This window comes from Aeromonas sp. ASNIH7, assembly GCF_002903485.1.
Classification (GTDB): Bacteria; Pseudomonadota; Gammaproteobacteria; order Enterobacterales; family Aeromonadaceae; genus Aeromonas; species Aeromonas caviae.
Genome location: NZ_CP026226.1, coordinates 2,729,942 through 2,751,681, shown reverse-complemented (window position 1 = coordinate 2,751,681; position 21,740 = coordinate 2,729,942). Strand labels below are relative to the sequence as shown.

Here is a 21,740-nt window from a genome sequence, read left to right as displayed (position 1 = left end):
GCCACAGCAAATCGCTGTGGCGTTCGTCTTTATCCTGTCAGTCAGGCGATGTTACATGCCGGACAGCGCCAGGAAGAAGCCTGCGATGGTCGCAGACATCAGGTTGGACAGGGAACCTGCCAGCACGGCCTTCAGACCGAACTTGGCGATGGTGCCGCGACGGTTCGGTGCCATGGAGCCCAGACCACCCAGCAGGATGGCGACGGAGGACAGGTTGGCGAAGCCGCACAGGGCGAAGGAGATGATCGCCTTGGTGTGCTCGGACATGGCCACACCGTTGATCAGCACTTCATCCTTCAGGTAGGGAGCGAAGTTCAGGTAGGCCACGAACTCGTTGACCACCAGCTTCTGACCGATGAAGGAACCGGCCACGACCGCTTCGCTCCAGGGCACGCCGATCAGGAAGGCCAGCGGGGAGAACAGCCAGCCCAGCAGCAGCTCCAGGGAGAGTTGCGGGTAACCGAACCAGCCGCCCACACCGGAGAAGATGCCGTTGATCATGGCGATGAGGCCGATGAAGGCCAGCAGCATGGCACCCACGTTCAGGGCCAGTTGCAGACCGGCGGAGGCACCGGCGGCAGCGGCGTCGATCACGTTGGCCGGCTTGTCGTCCAGCTCACCTTCTGCGGTGTTCTCGTCGTAGCTCGGGGTCTCGGTTTCCGGTACCAGCAACTTGGCGAACAACAGACCACCCGGGGCAGCCATGAAGGAGGCGGCGATCAGGTATTCCATCTTGACGCCCATGGAGGCGTAACCGGCCAGCACGGAGCCGGCAACGGAAGCCAGACCACCACACATGACGGCAAACAGCTCGGAGTCAGTCATCTTGGAGATGAAGGGACGTACCACCAGCGGGGCTTCGGTCTGACCGACGAAGATGTTGGCAGTGGCGGAGAGGGATTCGGTACGGGAGGTGCCCAGCACCTTCTGCAGACCGCCGCCCAGCAGCTTGATCACCCACTGCATGATGCCGAGGTAGTAGAGTACCGCGATCAGGGAAGAGAAGAAGATGATGACGGGCAGGACGCGGAAGGCGAAGACGAAGCCACCGCCACCGAACACTTCGAACATCTTGTTGCCAACCAGACCACCGAACAGGAATTCGATGCCGTTCTGGCCATAACCGATGACGCTGGAGACGGCGTCGGACACGCCCACCAGGATGTCACGACCGACCGGTACGTAGAGCACGAAGGCCCCCAGACCGGCCTGGATGGCAAAGGCGCCACCTACGGTACGAATTTTGATTGCCTTGCGGTTGCTGGAGAACAGCACCGCAATCAGGATGAGCGTCGCCATCCCTACCAGACCCATTATCAGATTCATTATTAACACTTCCTCTTTAGTAGCACCTGCCAGCTTGTTAACGATTTGTGTATTGAAGCCGCTAATCAAGGGTGCGCATTATACTAATTACGGTGCGACAAAATAGAATACTGGTCACATTTTATAAGCCACAAACGGCCTGAACATCGTTTAATTAGACCGCAAACGATTTTTATGGGCCCTGTTTTTTATCACTCGGTCATCATTTGATAATCAAATGTTAATTTCATGATTTCCTGGGGGGAACAGCCGCCGGGTGGAGTCATGTAACACCGAAATAACATCCTCCAGCGGTTGCTGCCGCAATTGTGCCAACAAGCGGGCTATGGTCGGCAGGCTGGCCGGCGTGTTCACCTCCCCCTGCTGGCCCTGCAGCGGCATGTCGGGAGCGTCGGTTTCCAGCAGCAAGGCCTCCAGCGGCATCTGGCGTATCGCCTCCCGGGTCTTGTTGGCCCGCTCATAGCTGATGACCCCCCCGATCCCCAGCCTGAAACCCAGTTGCCAGAACACCTCCGCCTGATGCAGGGAACCGCTGAAGGCGTGAATGACCCCCCCTTGTGGCGGAGTGAAGCGCCGCAGGATCTTGGCGACCGTGTCGTTGGCACGCACCGAGTGGACGATGAGGGGCAGCGCATGCGCCATGGCCAGCCGCACCTGCGCCTCGAACATCTCGACCTGCCCCTCCTGCGGCACATGGGAGCGCAGATCCAGCCCGCACTCCCCCACGGCCACCAGCCCACGGGGCCGACTCGCCAGCAGGGTCTCCAGCCGGGTCAGTGCATCCCGGGGCTGCTTGCCCACATACCAGGGATGGATCCCCAGGCCATAGCGGATGTCGTCGTGGCGCCCGGCCAGCGCCACCACCCGCCCCCAGTTTTCCTCTCCCACGGCGGGGATGATATACTCGCCCACCCCCAGCTGGCGCCACCGGGTCAGCAGCGCCTCCCTATCGGCGTCAAAGACCGGAAAATCGAGGTGGCAGTGGGTGTCTATCAATTCCATGTCGCGCTTACCTGTCTGTCGTACTCAATGGATTCATTCCATGCCAACACACGTTTCCCGAGGCTTTACCCTGATAGAACTGGTGCTGGTCATCATCGTGCTGGGGATCCTGGCCGTGACCGCCCTGCCCCGCTTCATCAACATCCAGGACGACGGGCTCAAGAGCAGCGTCTCGGCCACGGCGGGCAGCTTTGCCAGTGCCGCCCGGCTCGCCCACGCCGGCTGGGCGGTCAAGGTTAAGGGGGAGCCCCTGGCACTCTACAACTTTAGCGGCATGGGCAGGCAGGATCTCGACATCAACAGCCATGGCTGGCCGGTTGGCACCAAGGAGGACCAGGGAGGTCAGGGGCCCGATACCGTCTTCCCCGGTGGCGACAGCGATCAGATCTCTGTCAGCAGCCGGAACGACTGCGAGAGCCTGTTTGGTGCCCTGCTCGATACCGATCTGACGGTGGCCGATGAGTTGCACCAGGATTCGGACAGTGACTACATCTCCCGGCTCATCCCGGCAGACGCTCAGGCTGACGGCGCCCTTCGTCACGACAACTGCCGCTATACCCTGCGCAGCTCCGTGGGCCGCTTCCCGGCATACCCCGACGGGCTATCGTTCGACTACAACAGCGTCACTGGCGCCGTGACTCGCCAGTTCCAGTGAGGTCGTCGCCCTTCTCCGGGCGCTTCTCCTCTTCATCATGGCGTACCGGCGCGCAGCAGCGCCGGTTCTCCGGTGTGAGTCCCCACTCCTGGCACCAGGCATCGTAGCGAGCCAGCCAACGCAGCAATATCCCCTTCATGGGCGCCTCCTTGTCTCGATGGTTTCCCCACAAGCCTGCCCCAATCCAACTCCCCAGACCAGCATCTCGGGGCCAGCGGCGTCATGGCCTGTCCAGCGGCAGCAACAGCCCCATGGAAATCTCGTCCACATAGCCCTCGTCCAGCCGATAGGCCTGCCGTCTCACCCCTTCCTCCACGAACCCGCACTTGCGATACAAGGCGTGGGCCACCTCGTTGTGGGTCATCACTCCCAGCTCCAGCCGGTGGATACCGAGATCCCTCGCGGTCGCGATCAGGGTACGCAGCAACCGTTCTCCCCATCCCTGCCCGCGCGCCCCCGAACGCAGCCCCATCACCACCAGGGCGCAGTGGCGGTTGCGTGCCAGGCCGCCACCAAGGAGCGCGGCAAACCCTTGCACCTCCCCCGCCAGCTCCAGCAGCCACATGGCCTGATTGGGAGCCGCGGCCATGGCCTCGAGCCGCCTGCGCTGCCCCTCGATGTCCGAGGGGCGCTCTCCCGCTTCATACAGCATGAAGCGGGTCTCCCTGTCCAGTTGCCCGAAGAAGCGATCCAGCACCGCCGCATCCTCCACCCCTGCCATACGAATCATCACGCCGACCTCCCTGCCTGGTGGTTCTGCCGACCACGACCATAAAAAAAACGACTCCCTCAGGAGTCGTTTTTATCAGAGCCATCTGGCTAACGCCACGCCCTCGGCCCGATCAGGCTTTCGCTGGCAGGCTCAGGCGAGCGACGGCTTCGACGTGCATGGAGTGCGGGAACATATCGACCGGCTGCACCTCGTCCAGCACGAAGCCCTGCTTGACCAGCCAGGCGAGATCGCGGGCCAGGGTCTGCGGGTTGCAGGAGACATAGACCAGACGGCGCGGCGCCATGGCCACCAGGGTCTGCAGTACGGCCTTGTCACAGCCTTTGCGCGGCGGATCCATCACCACCACGTCAGCGCTCACCCCTTCGGCATGCAGGGCTGGCATCAGCTGCTCCGCCTTGCCGACGTGGAACTCGGTCTGCTCGATGCCGTTGAGGGCCGCATTGCGACGGGCGTCGCTGATGGCGCTCTCGACCGACTCGATCCCCACGACCTTGGCGGCCTTGCCGGCCAGGAACAGGGAGATGGTGCCGATACCGCAATAGATGTCGAACACCGTCTCGTTGCCGGTCAGCTCGCAATACTCCAGTGCCTTGGAGTAGAGCACGTCGGTCTGGCTCGGGTTGTTCTGGAAGAAGGAGAGCGGCGAGATCTCGAATTCGAGTTCGTGGATCTTGTCGCGGATCACCCCGCTGCCCAGCAGCACCCGGTTGTTGTCGCCCAGAATGCGGTTGGTGCGCGCTTCGTTGATGTTCTGCACCAGGGTAGTGATCGGCAGATCCTGCAGAGCCGCCAGCAGCTCGGCTTCGAACGGCAGCTCCTCGCTCAGGGTCACCAGCACCACCATCAGCTCGCCGCTCTTGAAGCCCTTGCGGGTCATCAGGTTGCGCACACAGCCGGTGTGGGCCACCTCGTCATAGGCCGCGATGTCGTGCTCGCGCATCCAGTTGCGCACCCGGGCGTTCAGCTCCACATGCAGCGAGTCCTGCACCGCGCAATCATCGGCGGTGATGAGGTCGTGGGAGTGCTTGCGATAAAAACCGATCTCGGCACCGGCGTCACAGCCGCGCACCGCGTACTGCGCCTTGTTGCGATAGGCGAACGGGGTCTCCATGCCGAGGATGGGATTGACCACGGCATCACCCAGCCCGACCTGCTCCAGGGCGCTCTGCACCAGACTCTGCTTGAGCTTGAGCTGAGCCGGATAGGCCAGCGGGCGCACCTGACAGCCACCGCATTCTGTGTTGGGACAGAAGTCGGCTACCCGGTCGGCAGAGGGCTGGGTCAACTCGACCAGCTTGCCGTGCAGGTAGTTCGGTTTGACCTCGGTCAACTCGACCAGCGCCTGCTCACCGGGCAGCAGACCCTCGACAAACAGGGGGCGATCGAACAGGCGACCCTTGCCATCCCCCTTGTCGGTCAGTTCCAGAATATCGATCTGATGTTGGTGTCCCACTAACGGCATGAGCGGCTCCGAAGGCATGAAAGAGAGGGTGACGACGGGGCAGACCCGGCGACCCTGAATAAAGGGTGGCAGAGTTTAGCGGAGATCCGCCCAAAATGCAGGCATAAAAGACCCCGCAAACACAAATAGCGACCCCGGCCACCAGCGGCCCGGTCCGGGCAGCCTGGACAGCCCGCCCCAATAAAAAACCGCCGGACGGGGCCGGCGGTATGACATTCATGGCAGCAGGATCAATGGCTGTAGGCTTTCTCGCCGTGGCTGGTCACGTCCAACCCTTCGCGCTCGGCATCTTCCTTCACCCGCAGACCGATCAGCAGGTCCACCAGCTTGTAGGCCACGGCCGAGACCAGGGCGGTCCAGACCACGGTCACCCCCACGCCGATGACCTGTATCTTGACCTGGGCCAGGATGGAGTATCCCTCGGCCACCTGGTTGGTCACATAGTCCCACACCCCGGTGCCGCCCAGATCCGGGCTGGCGAACACCCCGGTCAGCACGGCACCCAGGATCCCGCACACCCCGTGCAGGCCGAACACGTCCAGGCTGTCATCGGCCCCCAGCAGACGCTTGAGACCGTGCACGCCCCACAGACCGGCCACACCGCTGAGCAGGCCGATGATGAGGGCGCCCCCCACACCGACGAAACCGGCGGCAGGGGTGATGGCGACCAGACCCGCCACCGCACCGGAGACAGCGCCAAGCAGGGAGGGACGGCCCTTCATCGCCCACTCGGCGAAGGTCCAGGAGAGGGCGGCAGCGGCTGGCGCGATCCAGGTGTTGGCGAAGGCCAGAGCCGCCGTGCCGTTGGCTTCGAGGGAAGAGCCAGCGTTGAAGCCGAACCAGCCGAACCACAGCAGGGCGGCACCGATCATGGTCATGGTCAGGCTGTGGGGGGTCATGGGGTCACGGCCATAGCCAACCCGTTTGCCCACCATGAAGGCCCCAACCAGACCGGCCACCGCAGCGTTGATGTGCACCACTGTGCCGCCGGCGAAGTCCAGAGCGCCGTGCTGGAACAGATAGCCTGCGGTGGCACCGGCCGCTTCGGCGGCGGCCGCATCCGTGTAGGCATCCGGACCCGCCCAGTACCACACCATGTGCGCCATCGGGATATAGGCGAAGGTGAACCAGATCACCGCGAACAGCAGCACCGCCGAGAACTTCATCCGCTCGGCAAAGCCGCCGACGATGAGCCCGCAGGTGATGGCGGCAAAGGCACCCTGGAACACCACGTAGATGAACTCGCTGATCCCGACCCCCTTGCTGAAGGTGGCGGCGATGGAATCCGGCGTCACCCCCATCAACAGCACCTTGTCGAAGGAGCCGTAGAAGGCGCCGCCCTCGGTGAAGGCCAGGGAGTAGCCGTAGACCACCCAGAGGACGGTGATGAGGCAGAACAGGGTGAACACCTGCATCAGCACGCTCAGCATGTTCTTGGCGCGCACCAGGCCGCCGTAAAAGAGGGCGAGGCCCGGCACGGACATCAGGATCACCAGGGCCGCTGCCACCATCAGCCAGGTATTGTCCCCCTTGTTGATGGTCACGGTCGCGGCCGCCTGTACCACATCGGCCTGCGCGGCCACCTCTTCGGCCCAGCCCGGGGCGGCCATGGTGGCGGCCAGCGCCAGCAGGCCAGTCATTACGAGTCTCTTGAACATACAGCCCTCTCCTTGTCGTCCCGGCATCCGGGTCCATTTCCTGATATGCATTTCCAACCTGGCCACCTGCCCACCGCACCTGTGTGGCTCACGGAGACATCATGGCGACATAACATGGGGAAAGCATAAAGCAGGCCAAGAAAAATAATTCTTTTATTTCATGGAGTTATGTTTTTATTACATTCAACACGCACCATCTTGGCGCACGATGCCCGGTTACAGGGGGAAAATCGCACTTTGGCTGTGCATTGCCGGGAAAATGCACCAGGATGACCCAACCACCTCACAATGACGGGGCGAACCCGTGGTGATGTCACCCTGGCAGGCTTACCTATCCCGCTAAGGTATTTATGAAATAAATGAAATGGGCCATACCATGGTGAAATCAAATGAGGCTGACGGCCAATATCCCCCCATCCGAGGGGCACAAGCACTTTAAGAGTGCAAACGCGCGCCATTCGTCTGGCCTGCCCCGAAATGCCCGGTCATACTGGCAAGCCATCTTCCCCTGTTCCCAGCGCCGCGAGGAGCCCATGCCCAATCTCAACGTGACCGAAATCAAGGCCTTCGTGCCTGCCCGGGATTTCACACTGTCAAAGCAGTTCTATCAGGATCTCGGCTTTACCCTGGCCTCCGGTGGCGACGGCGTGGCCTATTTTCATCTCGGCAACGCAAGCTTCCTGCTGCAGGATGGCAACCCCCCGGGGCTGGCCGAGCAGCTCATGATGCACCTCCTGGTGGAGGACGTGGCCGCCTGGCAGGAGCAGGTGGCAACGAGCCAGCTTGCCCGCCGCTATGGCGTCAGGGTCACGGAGCTCGTCACCCAGCCGTGGCGCATGAAGGAGTTCTGTCTGTACGACCCCTCAGGCGTGCTGTGGCGCATCGCGCAGAACATCGACTGAGGGGATGGCAGTCCGAGAGGCTGATGGCCTGACAGCCTGTGGGTCTGAGGGTCTGAGGGTCTGAGGGTCTGAGGGTCTGAGGGTCTGAGGGTCTGAGGGTCTGAGGGTACACCTCTTAGCACCGCCCGGAAAAACAAAAGGCCATCCGCGAGGATGGCCTTTTGTCATGGAATCTGATGGTGCCCGGGGTCGGACTCGAACCGACACGTATTGCTACGGCGGATTTTGTGTATGGAGATGGTATTCACCTGACAGTTGCCCACAAAAGGGAGTGGTCATACGGCTTCAAACCGGATAACAAAACGGTACCCCTACCGTGTTATCCGGAGTCACCGTATGACCACCAACGAGAAAGTAGCACGTCGTAAACTCAGCCTGCTAGAGCTCGCCAAAGAGCTCAATAACGTCAGCAAAGCCTGCAAGCTCATCGGCTACAGCCGCCAGCAGTTCTACGAGATTCGCCGTAACTACCAGACCTATGGCGCCGAGGGCTTGCTCGACAAACTCCCCGGCTGTAAAGGCGCTCATCCCAACCGGGTCGCTCCCGAGATTGAGCAAGCCATCCTCGATTACTCTCTCACCAGACCAACCCATGGCCCGCTGCGGGTCGCGCAAGAACTGGCTCTGCAAGGCATCAACGTCAGTGCGGGCGGTGTGCGTGGCGTGTGGCAACGTCACGACTTGCTCTCCAAGCATGACCGCTTGTTGCGCCTCGAGAAAACCCACAGGGAACAGACGATTGAGCTCAATGACGAGCAGATCCGCCTGGATTTGACCCCATAGGTCCAGACACTTTTTCCCGCTTAGGGTTGTGATACCCGACTGCGCAGAAATTCCCGTGGTGAACGGTATCCCAAGGCGCTGTGCGGGTGGTGCTCGTTATAATGCTCAAACGCGATAGCCAAATTGCCTACCGCTGTTCGGCTATCCGGTTTTGGCATCATCTCGATATAGTCTCGCTTCATCGTCTTCACGAAGCTCTCCGCTATACCGTTGCTCTGTGGGCTTCTCACAGCTGTCGTTCTGGGTTCCAACCCGATTTCTCGTGCAAACGCGCGGGTCTCATGGGCCCGATACGCCGCGCCATTATCTGTCAGCCACTCCACCGGTGATGCTGGCAACGAATCACCGAAGCGACGTTCGACAGATCTCAGCATGACATCTTGCACCGTGTCACTGTCGTAACCCCCGGTACTGGCAGCCCAGTCCAAGGTTTCCCTGTCACAACAGTCCATGGCGAACGTGACCCGTAGTTTTTCACCGTTATCGCAGCGAAACTCGAAGCCATCCGAGCACCACCGTCGATTGCTCTCCTTGACGGCAACACGCCCCTTATGTGCCCGCTGGGTCAATGGTGCAGCCGGTTTTCTTTCCAGCAGCAGGTCATGATCGCGCATGACGCGATATACCCGCTTGGCGTTTACCACAGGCTGTCGTGTTGCCTCTGACTGACGCCGTAACAGCGCCCAGACTCGGCGATAGCCATAGGAGGGAAGCTCTGCCATCGCCTCCATGATCCGGCCAAGTAAGACTGCATCATCACGCTGGCGATGATGACGACCATCTTGCCAATCCGGTTTTCGATGAACACGAACGGATAGCTGCGCACGCGATACATTAAGGGCCTGGCTCACAGCACTTAATCGTCGTCCCCCGGCAACAAGGGCGCATGCGCAATCCATTTTTTTGCTCGACCATACTCCACGGCTTCTTTGAGGATCTCGTTCTCCATGGTCTTCTTCCCGAGCAGACGCTGGAGCTCTCGGATCTGCTTGATGGCAGCAGCCAACTCGGAGGCTGGAACAACATCCTCACCGGCGGTGATCGCCGTGAGAGACCCTTCCTGGAATTGTTTACGCCATTTGAAAAGCTGGTTGGCGTTGACGTCGTGCAAGCGAGCGACATGAGAGACAGTCATTCCGGGCTCAAAGGTCTGCTGCACGATGGAGATCTTTTCCTGCGGAGTCCGGCGTCGACGGCGCTCAGCCCCTGTTAACACTTCGACCATCTTCTCGTTGTGACTAGTACTGAACATAGCTCCAAGACTACCTCTTAAGTTAAGAGGGGCGAAGTGTCTGGATCTTCAAGGGGCCAATCTACCGCCTGCTCGAGTGCTTCAGCCCCGAGTTTCGCGAACGCCAAATTGAGGTTCACTACACCGGGGAACTGGTGGCGGTCGACACCTTCTTCGTCGGCGCACTCAAGGGGGTGGGCAAGGTGTATCTGCAAACCGTGCTGGACTGCTACAGCCGCCACGCCTGGGGACGGCTCTACACCAGCAAGCTGCCGGTGACCTCGGTCCATGTGCTCAACGAAACGGTCCTGCCGTTCTTCGAGGCTCACGAGGCGCGGGTCTATACCATCCTGTCGGACAACGGGCGCGAGTTCTGCGGGCGCCCTGACCATCACCCCTACGAGCTGTTCCTGCAACTGGAGGGGATTGAGCACCGGACCACCAAGGTACGCAGGCCGCAGAGCAACGGCTTTATCGAGCGGCTACATCGCACCCTGCTGGATGAACACTTCCGTATCAAGGGGAGGACGACCTGGTATGAATCAGTAGAGCAGATGCAGACAGACCTGGACAGCTATCTGGATCACTACAACACCCAGCGGCCACATCAGGGCAGGATGATGGAGGGTCAAACCCCCTACAGCATGTTCAAAAAGGGTCTGAAATTGATACCGAAGGAAGTGCGCACTAAAGTAGCGTAAACAAGACACCGGTTTGAGGCCGGTGTCAGGTGATAACTAGATCTGTACAGATTTTGAATCCAGAAACTGCGGTTTCCTAGGAATAGTACGAATCTCAAGCCATTGAATCAAGTGGGGTTGAGTTATTTCAGGTTGGCTCAAGTTGAGGTGGGTTTGCACACTTTGCACATTTTTACCCACCATAACCATACGACCACGACATTGATAGCATTAGGCTGTGTTCTTAAAGTGATGAAGATATAATCTCACATCTTCTCAACAGCTTAAGATCCATTCCGTGTCCCGCCGTTATCAGCTGACTGATGCACAATGGGGGCTTATCGAGCCCCAGTTTCCTTCTCGAAGCCTGATCGGGCGCCCTACCCGTGAACCGCGCCAAGTGCTCGATGGCATTCTCTGGATACTCCACACCGGAGCTCCTTGGCGAGACCTTCCAGAACGTTTCGGACCATGGAATTCGGTCTACAACACCTTCCGGCGTTGGCAGGATGCAGGCCGGATTGATGCCATTCTGGAAGCGCTGCAACTCAAGCTCAATGAAGAAGGGCTCATCGATTTCGACCTGTGGTGCCTGGACGGCTCCAATGTCAGAGCATCCAAAGATGCTGCCGGTGCACGTAAAAAAACACCTCAATGAATCAAGCCCTTGGCCGTTCGCGGGGAGGTTTCGGCAGCAAAATTCACTTGGTCACGGACGGTCATGGCTTACCACTGAGCTTCTGCCTGTCACCGGGGCAATCAGCAGAAATCAGCTATGCAACCGTCATTCCGCACCTGATTTTGCTATTTTCAGTGCTTGACGGCGATCGGCCGTTCTGATCTATTACTCTCTTTTGCAGGTAGATCATCATGGCCGCACCCGCTATCTCGATCCGTAACCTCGATCACCTTGGTTTGGTCGCCGCACTCTGCCAGGAACTGGGCATTGCCCGCATGATCGATGCCTTGCTCCCCAAAACCCCGCCTTTCAAGGTCTCACATGGTGAAGCCTTGGTCGCCATGATAGTGAACGGCCTCGGCTTTCACAGCAGCACCCTGCACATGTTCCCGCAATTCTTCGCTAACAAGCCGGTTGAGCGCCTGATTGGCCCCGGGATCTGTGCTGATGACCTCAATGATGATGTGCTCGGTCGCTGTCTCGATGCCCTCTTTGAGGCCGATGTCAGCGCCTTGTATCAGGTGATGGCGGCGCAAGTTGTCGAGCGGCTGGGGCTCAAAAGCACCGCAGTGCACCTCGATATTACCAGCTTCCACGTCGATGGCGCCTATGACTGTGCCGATGGGGATCTGGTCGGTAAGCTGCAACTGGTGCGTGGTTATAGTCGTGATCACCGGCCAGAGCTGAATCAAGTGATCCTTGAGCTCATCTGTGAAAATCAGGCCGGCCTACCTGTCTATATGCAGGCCCTGAGCGGCAATAGTAATGACACCAAAGCCTTTGCCCAGACCGTTCGTCGCCATTTGAGCAGTCTCAAGGCCGCGCAGGAGTGCCGTTATCTGGTCGGCGATGCCGCACTGTACTGCGCCGATACCTTGCAATTACTGGCGCAACAGCAGCAACTATTTGTGACCCGGGTGCCCGTCACTCTCAATGAGGCAAAGCAGGCCGTGGCAACCATAGGTGCACAACCGCTGACCGCTCTGGGCAATGGCTATCATGGCCGTTGGCAACACGCGAATTATGCCGGGGTCGCGCAACGTTGGTTGCTGGTGCGCAGCGAACAAGCCAGCCACCGCGAGCAGCAGACATTGGCCAAAAACCTGCTCAAAGACAGTACCCGCGAGCTCAAAGCCTTCGCCAAATTGTGTGCCCGACGCTTTGCTTGTGAGGCGGATGCCCAAGCTGAGTTGAGCTGTTTTACCGCCAGCTTGATGCTGCTGCAACTGGATGCCGAAGTGGTAGGTGAACCCGTTTATACAGGACGTGGCAGACCCAAGCGTGGCGAAGAGCCAATTGGCCATCAGTTTCAAATCACTGGGTTGGCGGCAACTAGCCTGGCTTGCGTTGAAGAGGCCCACAACCAGACCGGGGTGTTCATCCTGGCGACCAATGACCACAGCGATACGCTGACCATGGCCGAACTTTTGGCCACCTATAAAGCGCAGCAGAATGTCGAACGGGGCTTTCGTTTTCTCAAGAGCCCGGAGTTTTTAACCTCCTCACTGTACCTGAAAAAGCCGGAGCGGATTGAAGCGTTGCTCATGGTGATGACCTGTAGCCTGATGATTTACGCAGCGTTGGAGCACCGGATCCGGCAGGGATTAGTGGAGCAGAATCGCAGTGTGGCGGATATGAAAAAGAAACCGACCCAGCAGCCGACGGCCCGTTGGATCTTTTTGCGCTTTGGTGGCATCCATGAATATCGACTGGGAGAAGCTCCGCCACAAGTAACGGAGCTAACAGGAGACCAGCAGATCATTTTGGAGGTATTGGGTGAGCGCTATCGGCAAATTTATTCCTAAATCAGGTGCGGAATGTCGGCTTAATGACCTAAATAGCGACTGTAGTGAAATTGACGTTAAGGTTAAAACTATAAATAGTGCTTATGAAGCTGCAGAATCATTACCGGCTGTAATTCAAGATCTGAATGATGCCAGAGAAAAACTAACATCCACAATAAAAGAAACTAGAGATGACATTAATAAATATAAAAATGAGATAAGTGAAATCAAAGCATATATTGGCGTGGCTCAATCAGAGTCTATATCCATGCGTGATAAAATAAAAACATTATTAGCAAACACTAATGCTTATGCCCAAAGTGCATCTAGCCTAGTTGAACAGTGTGATGATGCATTACAGATAACAACAACTCAGGGGCTTGCTGCTGGTTTCGATCAAAAAGCAAAGGAGCTTCAAAAATCTATCTGGGTTTGGATTATTGGTCTTTTAGTTGCCCTTGCTTTTGGCATTGGCATCGGCTCAAGTCGAGTTGCTGATTTTACAGAGGCATTAAAGGGCGATTTAACGGCTGGTCAAGCGATATTACATACTATTATTTCGATATTCTCTATTGGCGGTCCACTGTGGCTTGCTTGGATTTCAACACAACAAATCAACCACAGATTTAAATTATCAGAAGATTACTCTTATAAAGCAACTGTTGCAAAAGCATTTACTGGCTTTAGGAAAATATCCGAAGACTTCAATCAAGAAACAAGCGAGCGACTTTTCAACTCTACATTAGATCGTTTTGATGAGATGCCACTGAGATTGGTGTCAGGAAAAGACTACAATAGTCCATGGCATGAATTCATAGATTCAGAAGCTTTTAAAAAAGCTATCGACATGGTTCCATCCCTTGCAAAAGAGGCTGGCCGTTTCGCTGAAAGCACCAAGCTAAACAAGAAAATACCTACACCTAAAACTGATGACGGAATAGTGAAAGAGAAGACTGTAGAGAAATCAGCTGCCAACGAAGAATAATATCTACCATTTATTTAAGCGCTCATTAATAAGAAGGGCGCTTTCGCGCCCTTCTTTATTAATTACCCTTCCTGATTTTCCCCGGCTACCGGTTCTGCGCCGGCGACGGGTTCAATCTCGATGCGATCCACCCGCTGCAAGCCACGGGGCAGCTTGGCGCCACGTCGGCCGCGCTCGCCACGGTAGTAGTCAAGGTCAGACGGTTTGAGGGTGAGCTTGCGCTTGCCGGCAAACAGGGTGACCGACTGGCCCTGCGGGATAATGGCCGCCATCACCATAAACTCCTCCCGCGCCTTGACCCGCGCCGACGGGATGCTGATGAGCTTGTTGCCCTTGCCCTTGCCGAGTACCGGCAGGGTATTGAGCGGGAACAGCAGCATGCGACCCTCGTTGGAGATGGCCATGCAGAGATCCGTGTCCGGCGCGCCTATCCTCTGGGGCGCCATCACCAAGCCCCCTTCCGGCACGGTCAGCAGCGCCTTGCCGTTCTTGTTCTTAGCCGTCAGGTCATCGTATTGGCAGACGAAGCCGTAACCGGCGTCGGAGCAAACGAGGTACGGCTCGCCCTCGTTACCCATCACCAGATGGCGCACCTCTTCACCGGCCCCCAGCGCGAAGCGACCGGTGAGCGGCTCGCCCTGACTGCGGGCAGAGGGCAGGGTGTGGGCCTCCAGCGAGTAGGTTCTCCCCAGGGTGGAGAGGAACACCGCCTGCTGGTTGCTGCGGCCATGGGCGTGGGCCAGATAACCGTCCCCCGCCTTGTAGGAGAGGCCCTCCACGTCCACGTCGTGGCCCTTGGCGGCGCGCACCCACCCCTTGTCGGAGAGGATCACGGTCACCGGCTCGCTCGGGGTGAGCTCCTTCTCGGTCAGGGCCACGGCGGTGGCGCGCTCCACCAGCGGGGTGCGGCGATCGTCGCCGTACTTCTCGGCATCCGCCAGGATCTCTTTCTTGAGCAATGTGCTGAGACGGCGCTCGGAACCCAGGATCAGTTCCAGCTTGTCGCGCTCTTCCGCCAGTTCATTCTGCTCGGCACGCAGCTTGAACTCTTCGAGCTTGGCCAGGTGGCGCAGTTTGAGCTCGAGGATCGCCTCGGCCTGGGTCTCGCTGATATTGAAACGCTCCATCATCACCCGGCCCGGCTCCTCCTCGGTGCGGATGATCTCGATCACCTCGTCGATGTTGAGGTAGGCAATGAGCAAGCCTTCGAGGATGTGCAGGCGAGCCAGCACCTTGTCGAGGCGATACTGCAGGCGGCGGCGCACCGTCTCGCGGCGAAAACTCAGCCACTCGGTGAGGATGGTCTTGAGGTCTTTCACCTGGGGCCGGTTGTCCAGACCCAGGATGTTGAGGTTGACCCGGTAGTTCTTCTCCAAGTCCGTGGTGGCGAACAGGTGGGCCATCAGCCCCTCCACGTCCACCCGGTTGGAGCGCGGCACGATCACCAGACGGGTCGGGTTCTCGTGGTCCGATTCATCCCGCAGATCGGTCACCATCGGCAGCTTCTTGGCCACCATCTGGGCGGCAATCTGCTCCATGATCTTGGCGCCGGAGGCCTGATGAGGCAGCGCCGTGATGACGATGTCGCCATCTTCCTCGCTCCACACCGCCCGCTGCTTGATGGAGCCCTTGCCGGTCTCGTAGATTTTGCGGATGTCGTCGCGCGGCGTGATGATCTCGGCATTGGTCGGGTAATCCGGCCCCTGCACATGGGCCATCAGATCGTTCAAACCGGCGTTGGGATTATCCAGCAGCTCCACACAGGCGTGGGCCACTTCCCGCGCGTTGTGGGGCGGGATGTCGGTCGCCATGCCCACCGCGATACCGGTCACCCCGTTGAGCAGGATGTGGGGCAGGCGGGCGGGCAGCACCACGGGCTCTTTCATGGTGCCGTCGAAGTTCGGCGTCCACTCCACCGTGCCCTGGCCGAGCTCGGAGAGCAGCAGCTCGGAGAAGCGTGACAGGCGCGCCTCGGTATAACGCATGGCGGCGAAGGATTTGGGATCGTCCGGCGCCCCCCAGTTGCCCTGACCGTCCACCAGCGGGTAGCGGTAGGAGAAGGGCTGGGCCATCAGCACCATGGCTTCGTAACAGGCGCTGTCGCCGTGGGGGTGATATTTACCCAGCACGTCACCCACGGTACGGGCGGATTTCTTGTGCTTGGAGAGGGCCGACAGACCCAGCTCGCTCATGGCGTAGATGATGCGCCGCTGCACGGGCTTGAGGCCGTCGCCGATATGCGGCAGGGCCCGATCCATGATGACGTACATGGAGTAGTTCAAGTAAGCCTGTTCGGTAAAGGTGCGCATTGGCTGGCGCTCGACCCCGTCCAGACTGAGCTCGATGGCATCACTCATGTGATTTTCTCTTTCGGTTCGGGAGCTGGTTGGCGCTCTACTTCATCCAACAGACTGAGCTCGATAGCATCACTCATAAGGTTGTTCTCTTGCTATGGCACGCCCTCAGAGGGCGCGCCGGAAATGCGGGTCGGCAGGGGGCCGACGGTGAATCACAAGACCCCCTCCCAACCTCCCCCTCCATGAGGGGGAGGAGAGGCTTGGCCCCCTCCCCTTGCGAAGGGGAGGGCCGGGGTACTTGCGACTCGCTTTAGATGATGGCGAGGTTGCCCTTCTCTTCCAGCCATTCGCGGCGATCACCGGCGCGCTTCTTGGCCAGCAGCATGTCCATCAGTTGCAGGGTCTCGTCCCCATCTTCCCCTTCTGCCCCTCCTTCCGCGCCCATGGTGAGCTGCACCAGGCGGCGGGTGTTGGGATCCATGGTGGTTTCCCGCAACTGCTTGGGGTTCATCTCACCCAGCCCCTTGAATCGGGTCACCATCACCTTGCCCTTCTTCTTCTCGGCTTCGACCCGTTGCAGCACGCCGTTCTTCTCGTCCTCGTCGAGGGCGTAGAAGACCTCCTTGCCGATGTCGATACGATAGAGGGGCGGCATGGCCACATAGACATGGCCCTTCTCCACCAGCGTGCGGAAGTGCTTCACAAAGAGGGCGCAGAGCAGGGTGGCGATGTGCAGACCGTCCGAGTCCGCATCCGCGAGGATGCACACCTTGCCGTAGCGCAGGCCACTGAGGTCGTCGGAATCCGGGTCGAGCCCGATCGCCACCGAGATGTCGTGTACTTCTTGCGAGGCGAGCACCTGACCGGCCTCCACCTCCCAGGTGTTCAGGATCTTGCCGCGAAGCGGCATGATGGCCTGGAATTCGCGATCCCGCGCCTGCTTGGCACTGCCGCCCGCGGAGTCACCCTCCACCAGGAAGAGCTCCCCCTGCATGGGGTCGGCGCAGCCGCAGTCGGTCAGCTTGCCGGGCAGGGCCGGGCCTTGGGTTATCTTCTTGCGCACTACCGTCTTGGCGGCGCGCATCCGGCGCTGGGCGCTCGAGATGCAGAGCTCCGCCAGCTGTTCGGCCAGCTCGGTGTTGCTGTTCAAGTAAAGGCTGAAGGCATCCTTCACCACGCCGGAGACGAACGCCGAGCTCTGGCGGGACGACAGACGCTCCTTGGTCTGGCCGGCAAACTGCGGGTCCTGCATCTTGATGGAGAGGATGTAGGCGCAGCGATCCCAGATGTCTTCCGGGGTCAGCTTGACCCCGCGGGGCAAGAGGTTGCGGAACTCGCAGAACTCGCGCATGGCGTCGAGCAGCCCCTGGCGCAGGCCGTTGACATGGGTGCCACCGAGCGCGGTGGGAATGAGGTTCACATAGGATTCGGCGAGGCACTCGCCCCCTTCCGGCAACCAGCACAGGGCCCAGTCCACCGCCGACTGCTCGGAGCTGAAAGAGCCGACGAAGGGCTGCTCCGGCAGGCAGGTGAACTGCTTGACCGCATCGATGAGGTAATCCTTGAGGCCGTCTTCGTAGCACCACTCCAGCTTGATGCCGGTGTTCTTGTCGAGGAACTTGATGGTGAGGCCCGGGCAGAGCACGGCTTTCGCTTTGAGCAGGTGCTCCAGCTTGGAGACCGAGAAGCGCGGCGAATCGAAGTAGCGCGCCTCTGGCCAGAAGCGCACCCGGGTGCCAGTGTTGCGGCGTCCGCAGGTGCCGGTGATGGTCAGATCAGACACCTTGTCGCCCCGCTCGAAGGCGATGTCATAGACCTGGCCGTCCCGGCGCACCGTCACCTCGACCCGATCGGAGAGGGCGTTCACCACGGAGATCCCCACCCCGTGCAAGCCGCCGGAGAACTGGTAGTTCTTGTTGGAGAACTTGCCCCCCGCGTGCAGCTTGCAGAGGATCAGCTCCACGCCGGAGACCCCTTCCTCCGGGTGGATGTCCACCGGCATGCCGCGACCGTCGTCGATCACCTCGAGGGACTGATCCTCGTGCAGGATCACCTCCAGATTGCGGGCGTGACCCGCCAGCGCCTCGTCGACGCTGTTGTCGATGACCTCCTGGCCGAGGTGATTGGGCCGGGTGGTGTCGGTGTACATGCCGGGGCGGCGACGCACCGGTTCAAGGCCATTGAGGACCTCAATGGCATCCGCATTGTATTGAGTGGACATGGAGGGCCTTGCGAATTGACGTTTGGGGGGAATCTTACTCGCTGGGAGGGCCCGGGACAAATGGGGCGCTCGCAAAGGGTGATCCAGAGGGGCTCCGGCCTCCCCGCCCGGGATCAGGCGGGTTCCCCGGGCAGGGCCTGCACAAGCTGGGAGAGGGAGCAGTGGAGTCGCCACACCAGCCCCGCCAGAGCCCGGGCCGCCGGGTCTGCATGTTCCCCCAGCCCCTGGCTGATGCGGTCCAGCTCCGCCAGGGTGCGCCCCAGGGTCTCGTGCTGCACGCCCCCTTCGGTCAGAATGCCTTTCAGGCAGCGCAGACAGCCGTCCCGCACCAGATAGAGGGCCGGATCCCGGCTGCGCCAAAGCCTGAGCTGCCAGACGATATGGCTGCAATTGAGCAGCACCACGCCCCAGCGCAGCACCCAGAGCCGGGCCCCCTGATCCTGACTCTGGCTGAGCTGGCTCACCGCGTGATAGACCCGGGATTCAAACTCCCCCTCGCTCTGATGCGGGGCCGGGGCCAGCTGGTCCACGAAATCCCGCCGCAGACGATGCATCAGGCGGCGGCTCTTGCGCCGATCCGAGCTGGGCCTCAGGAGCTGGAACGCCAGTCCGGCACTCATCACCCCCAATGCCTGCGCGAGGCTGCTGTTGACGAAGGCGAGGTAGTCGTAGCTCGGCGGATTGGTGATGGCGAGGAAGGAGCCGAGCAGCACGATGAGCTGGCCCCAGAGCGCCGCCCCCTGGGGTCGCTGCAATTTCAGCAGTTGCAGGGTGATGAGAGCGGGGAACAGCAGGGCGCAGAAGATCCAGAAGTCGTCGATGCGGATCATCAGCCCGAACTTGACCCCGAAGCAGATAAAGCTGAGCAGCACGATGGCCTTGAGCATGGTCTGGGCCCCCTTCGCCGGGGCCGGGGTGGCGGAATAGAGCACGCAGCAGATGGCGAGCAGGGTCAGGGCCGCAGCGCCCGCATCCCACTGGCTGTGGATCCAGAAGGTGCAGCCCAGCATCACGCAGAGGAAGGTACGCCCCCCGTTGTAGGCCGCCTCCAGGCCGTCGGTGTGGCTGGTCAGAGAGCTGTGGCGCGGCGGCGCCGGCCACTCCTGGCCATCGTGGCGGGCCAGCCTTTCCAGCCAGCGCTGACACTCCAGGTAGCTCCAGCAGAAGTGGCGCAGCCGCAGCCAGAAGGCCTGACAGCGATAATCATCCCCCGAACGGGCCACGAAGGGCGCCATCAGGCGGGCAATGCGCAGCTTGTCGCAGCCCCCCTGTCCCAGCTCCCGCAGCACGGCGGCCAGCATGGGGGCCGGGTCGACGGCGTCCTCTGGCCAGTGTTGCAGCATGCGGCGCAGCCCCGAGATGAGGCTGACCATCCTCAGCTGGCGATGGAGCAGATAGTTCAGCAACTGGTTGTGGCGGCGCAGGCGGTGGTGGCTCCAGACTGCCTGGATGCGCAGCACGTTCAGGGTGAGGATCTGACCGATCACCCCCTCGTGGGCGGTGCGCACATCGGCGCCCGTCTCCCCGAGCCAGAGCAGCTGGGCATGTTCCAGCAGCCGGGTCTGGCTCTTGCCAAGGGAGTCCAGCAGGGTCTCGCCATCGGAGAAACTCGGCAGGATCATCATCATCAGGCCGCCGCAGAGGATGCCGACGATCACCTCGCTCACCCGGGCCTGGGCGATGTCGAAGATATGTTGCGGGTCGGTCAGGTTGACGCAGGAGAAGGCGATGATGGCGGCGGTATAGCCCGCCAGGGCGAAACCGTAGGAGACGTTGTTCTGATGGTGGTTGGAGATGTAGGTGCAACCCCCCAGCCAGAGGGCGATAAGCAGGCTGAAGAGCCAGGGATCACCGATGCCAAGGCCGGTGATCATCACCGCCGCCATGGCGCCGATGAGGCTGCCCACCACCCGCCCCAGGCTCTTGCTGATGACGCCCCCCACGGTGGGAAAGCTCACCACGGCGGCGGAGGTCATGGCCCAGTAGGGAGAGTCGAGTTGCAGCACGAACGCCAGCCAGAGCGACAGGCACATGGCCAGGGCATTGCGCAGGGCGTAGCGCCACTGGCCGCCGTTGGCCTTGCCCCAGGGGGTCTGGCGCCAGAGCGAGGGGATCACTCTAGTCCCCTATGGTGATGGTACAGGTCGTGCCCGCGATCAAGACCAGATCCGGGGGAATCGCCAGCAGCCTGATCCGCACCGGCACCCGCTGGGCCAGGCGCACCCAGGGCACGTTCGGCTTGACGTCGAGCAGCAGCCCCTCGCTGCCTTCCAGGCTCTGATCGTGAATGGCGCGCCCTATGCTTTCCACCTCCCCCCTGAGTACCCGATCCCCGCTGTAGAGCACCACCTCGGCCGGTTTGCCGGGGGCGATGTGCCTGAGCTTGGTCTCTTCGAAATAGCCCTGCACATAGAAGGAGTGGGTGTCTATCAGGGCCACCAGGGGCACCCCGGCGGTGGCGTAGTTGCCGACCCTGGCCTGCAGGTTGGTGATGTAGCCGTCGCTCGCAGCATGGACCTCGGTCCGGGCAAGGGACCATCTGGCCTGCTCCAGATTGGCTTGGGCCACCTCATAGGCCGCCTTCATCGCCTGGGCATTGAGCCTGGATTCATCCACCGCCTCGGCGGAGATGACGGTGCGGGAGAGGCTCTGGCGACGGTTCGCCTCGTGCTCCGCCTTGTCGAGATCCGACCTGGCCTTGGCCAGGGCCGCGCTGGCGTTGTCCAGCGCGATGCGATAGGGCTCGGGATCCAGGGTGAAGAGCAGGTCCCCCGCCTTCACCAGCTGGTTGTCCTTGACCCCTATCCTGACGATCTTGCCCGACACCTGGGGCGTGATGCTGACCAGCTCGGCCCGCACCTTGCCATCCCGGGTCCAGGGCCCCTGCATGTAGTCGTTCCACAGCCACCAGAGCGACACCAGCGCCAGGGCAAAGACCAGCAGGGTGGAGAAGTATTTGAGGGTCGCAAGGGGTGATTTAGCCATGTAGCAATATCCATAGGGCGCCGCTGACGGCGAGGATGAAGAGGGAGAGATCCATCAGCAGGGGGTGCCAGACCTCGCCGCCGTAGAGCCAGTCCCGCAGCAGATGGTGCAGCGGCAGCCAGCCCAGCAGGCCGAGCAGCACGGCCTTGAACAGGGGCGGAAAGTAGAGCGAGGCCCCGAGGATCAGATCCGGCAGCGCTGAAGCAGTCGTCACGGGTGTGCCCCCTGTTGGCAGAGATGAAATGAAGAGAGAGGCCGGGGTCCGCCGGGAGACGGACAGGGCAAGGTTAACACAGCCATGGCGGGGGCTACACCAGCAGATGACCCCCTGAGGCGTCGTCACGGGAGTGGCACGAC

16 protein-coding genes and 3 pseudogenes are annotated in these 21,740 nt (G+C 60.5%); 7 read left to right on the top strand and 12 right to left on the bottom strand.

Annotation, left to right across the window (positions count from 1 at the left end; all coding sequences use genetic code 11):
* Positions 1–51 precede the first annotated feature (51 nt).
* Together C2U47_RS12890 and C2U47_RS12885 are read right to left on the bottom strand one after the other, a co-directional pair.
* On the bottom strand, positions 52–1,326 hold the full coding sequence (locus tag C2U47_RS12890; RefSeq protein ID WP_010673026.1) for a NupC/NupG family nucleoside CNT transporter: 1,275 nt from the start codon (positions 1,324–1,326) through the stop codon (positions 52–54).
* A 213-nt stretch (positions 1,327–1,539) separates the two neighbouring features.
* Entirely contained in the window at positions 1,540–2,328 is a 789-nt protein-coding gene (locus C2U47_RS12885) for a TatD family hydrolase (RefSeq protein ID WP_069785011.1), read from the bottom strand.
* Positions 2,329–2,368: 40 nt separating this feature from the next.
* On the opposite strand from C2U47_RS12885, the gene tppF reads away from it, so the two are divergent.
* A complete protein-coding gene (tppF, locus tag C2U47_RS12880) occupies positions 2,369–2,983 on the top strand; it encodes a type IVa pilus pseudopilin TppF (RefSeq protein WP_103261673.1) in 615 nt (204 codons plus the stop codon).
* On the opposite strand, the gene C2U47_RS23080 is transcribed toward tppF, so the two are convergent.
* The 4 genes from C2U47_RS23080 to amt form a co-directional block, all read right to left on the bottom strand.
* A complete protein-coding gene (locus C2U47_RS23080) occupies positions 2,952–3,122 on the bottom strand; it encodes a DUF5363 family protein (protein ID WP_164915510.1) in 171 nt (56 codons plus the stop codon). The two genes, tppF and C2U47_RS23080, sit on opposite strands and share 32 nt — an antisense overlap.
* Before the next feature lie 81 nt (positions 3,123–3,203).
* Positions 3,204–3,713 (bottom strand): GNAT family N-acetyltransferase, encoded by a 510-nt coding sequence (locus C2U47_RS12875; protein WP_174218580.1) that lies wholly within the window; start codon positions 3,711–3,713, stop codon positions 3,204–3,206.
* A 112-nt stretch (positions 3,714–3,825) separates the two neighbouring features.
* A complete protein-coding gene (rlmD, locus tag C2U47_RS12870) occupies positions 3,826–5,178 on the bottom strand; it encodes a 23S rRNA (uracil(1939)-C(5))-methyltransferase RlmD (protein WP_069785013.1) in 1,353 nt (450 codons plus the stop codon).
* A gap of 230 nt (positions 5,179–5,408) precedes the next feature.
* A complete protein-coding gene (gene amt / locus C2U47_RS12865) occupies positions 5,409–6,836 on the bottom strand; it encodes an ammonium transporter (protein WP_069785014.1) in 1,428 nt (475 codons plus the stop codon).
* A gap of 533 nt (positions 6,837–7,369) precedes the next feature.
* Here amt and C2U47_RS12860 point away from each other — a divergent pair.
* Together C2U47_RS12860 and C2U47_RS12855 are read left to right on the top strand one after the other, a co-directional pair.
* The gene (locus C2U47_RS12860; protein ID WP_069785015.1) at positions 7,370–7,738 is read left to right on the top strand and encodes a VOC family protein; all 369 of its coding nucleotides are present in this window, start codon (positions 7,370–7,372) and stop codon (positions 7,736–7,738) included.
* Between the two features lie 336 nt (positions 7,739–8,074).
* A pseudogene (locus tag C2U47_RS12855) lies at positions 8,075–8,506 on the top strand (IS481-like element ISAs19 family transposase); the annotation flags it as partial.
* A gap of 35 nt (positions 8,507–8,541) precedes the next feature.
* Here C2U47_RS12855 and C2U47_RS12850 read toward each other — a convergent pair.
* Positions 8,542–9,746 (bottom strand): IS3 family transposase gene (locus tag C2U47_RS12850; RefSeq protein ID WP_103261960.1). Its coding sequence is split into 2 segments (ribosomal slippage): positions 8,542–9,428 and positions 9,428–9,746, totalling 1,206 coding nucleotides; the frame shifts between segments, so codons are not numbered across the junction.
* A gap of 92 nt (positions 9,747–9,838) precedes the next feature.
* Between C2U47_RS12850 and C2U47_RS12845 the strand changes: the two are divergent.
* The 4 genes and pseudogenes from C2U47_RS12845 to C2U47_RS22915 form a co-directional block, all read left to right on the top strand.
* Positions 9,839–10,453: pseudogene (locus C2U47_RS12845) on the top strand (IS481-like element ISAs19 family transposase); the annotation flags it as partial.
* A gap of 277 nt (positions 10,454–10,730) precedes the next feature.
* Positions 10,731–11,215: pseudogene (locus C2U47_RS12840) on the top strand (IS5 family transposase); the annotation flags it as partial.
* A gap of 87 nt (positions 11,216–11,302) precedes the next feature.
* The gene (locus tag C2U47_RS12835) at positions 11,303–12,916 is read left to right on the top strand and encodes an IS1634-like element ISAs25 family transposase (RefSeq protein ID WP_049636888.1); all 1,614 of its coding nucleotides are present in this window, start codon (positions 11,303–11,305) and stop codon (positions 12,914–12,916) included.
* Entirely contained in the window at positions 12,888–13,880 is a 993-nt protein-coding gene (locus C2U47_RS22915; protein WP_158657414.1) for a hypothetical protein, read from the top strand. Before C2U47_RS12835 ends, C2U47_RS22915 begins: the two co-directional genes overlap by 29 nt.
* Before the next feature lie 62 nt (positions 13,881–13,942).
* Here C2U47_RS22915 and parC read toward each other — a convergent pair whose 3' ends face one another.
* From parC to C2U47_RS12810, 5 genes are all read right to left on the bottom strand, one after another.
* On the bottom strand, positions 13,943–16,237 hold the full coding sequence (gene parC, locus C2U47_RS12830; RefSeq protein ID WP_043153981.1) for a DNA topoisomerase IV subunit A: 2,295 nt from the start codon (positions 16,235–16,237) through the stop codon (positions 13,943–13,945).
* Between the two features lie 250 nt (positions 16,238–16,487).
* Complete coding sequence (parE, locus tag C2U47_RS12825; RefSeq protein WP_042015440.1) at positions 16,488–18,398, bottom strand: DNA topoisomerase IV subunit B; 1,911 nt, start codon at positions 18,396–18,398, stop codon at positions 16,488–16,490.
* 113 nt (positions 18,399–18,511) lie between these two features.
* On the bottom strand, positions 18,512–20,515 hold the full coding sequence (locus C2U47_RS12820) for an FUSC family protein (RefSeq protein ID WP_043153984.1): 2,004 nt from the start codon (positions 20,513–20,515) through the stop codon (positions 18,512–18,514).
* A 1-nt stretch (position 20,516) separates the two neighbouring features.
* Entirely contained in the window at positions 20,517–21,383 is an 867-nt protein-coding gene (locus C2U47_RS12815; protein WP_039039753.1) for an efflux RND transporter periplasmic adaptor subunit, read from the bottom strand.
* Complete coding sequence (locus C2U47_RS12810; RefSeq protein ID WP_039039819.1) at positions 21,376–21,618, bottom strand: DUF1656 domain-containing protein; 243 nt, start codon at positions 21,616–21,618, stop codon at positions 21,376–21,378. Before C2U47_RS12810 ends, C2U47_RS12815 begins: the two co-directional genes overlap by 8 nt.
* Between the last annotated feature and the right edge of the window lie 122 nt (positions 21,619–21,740).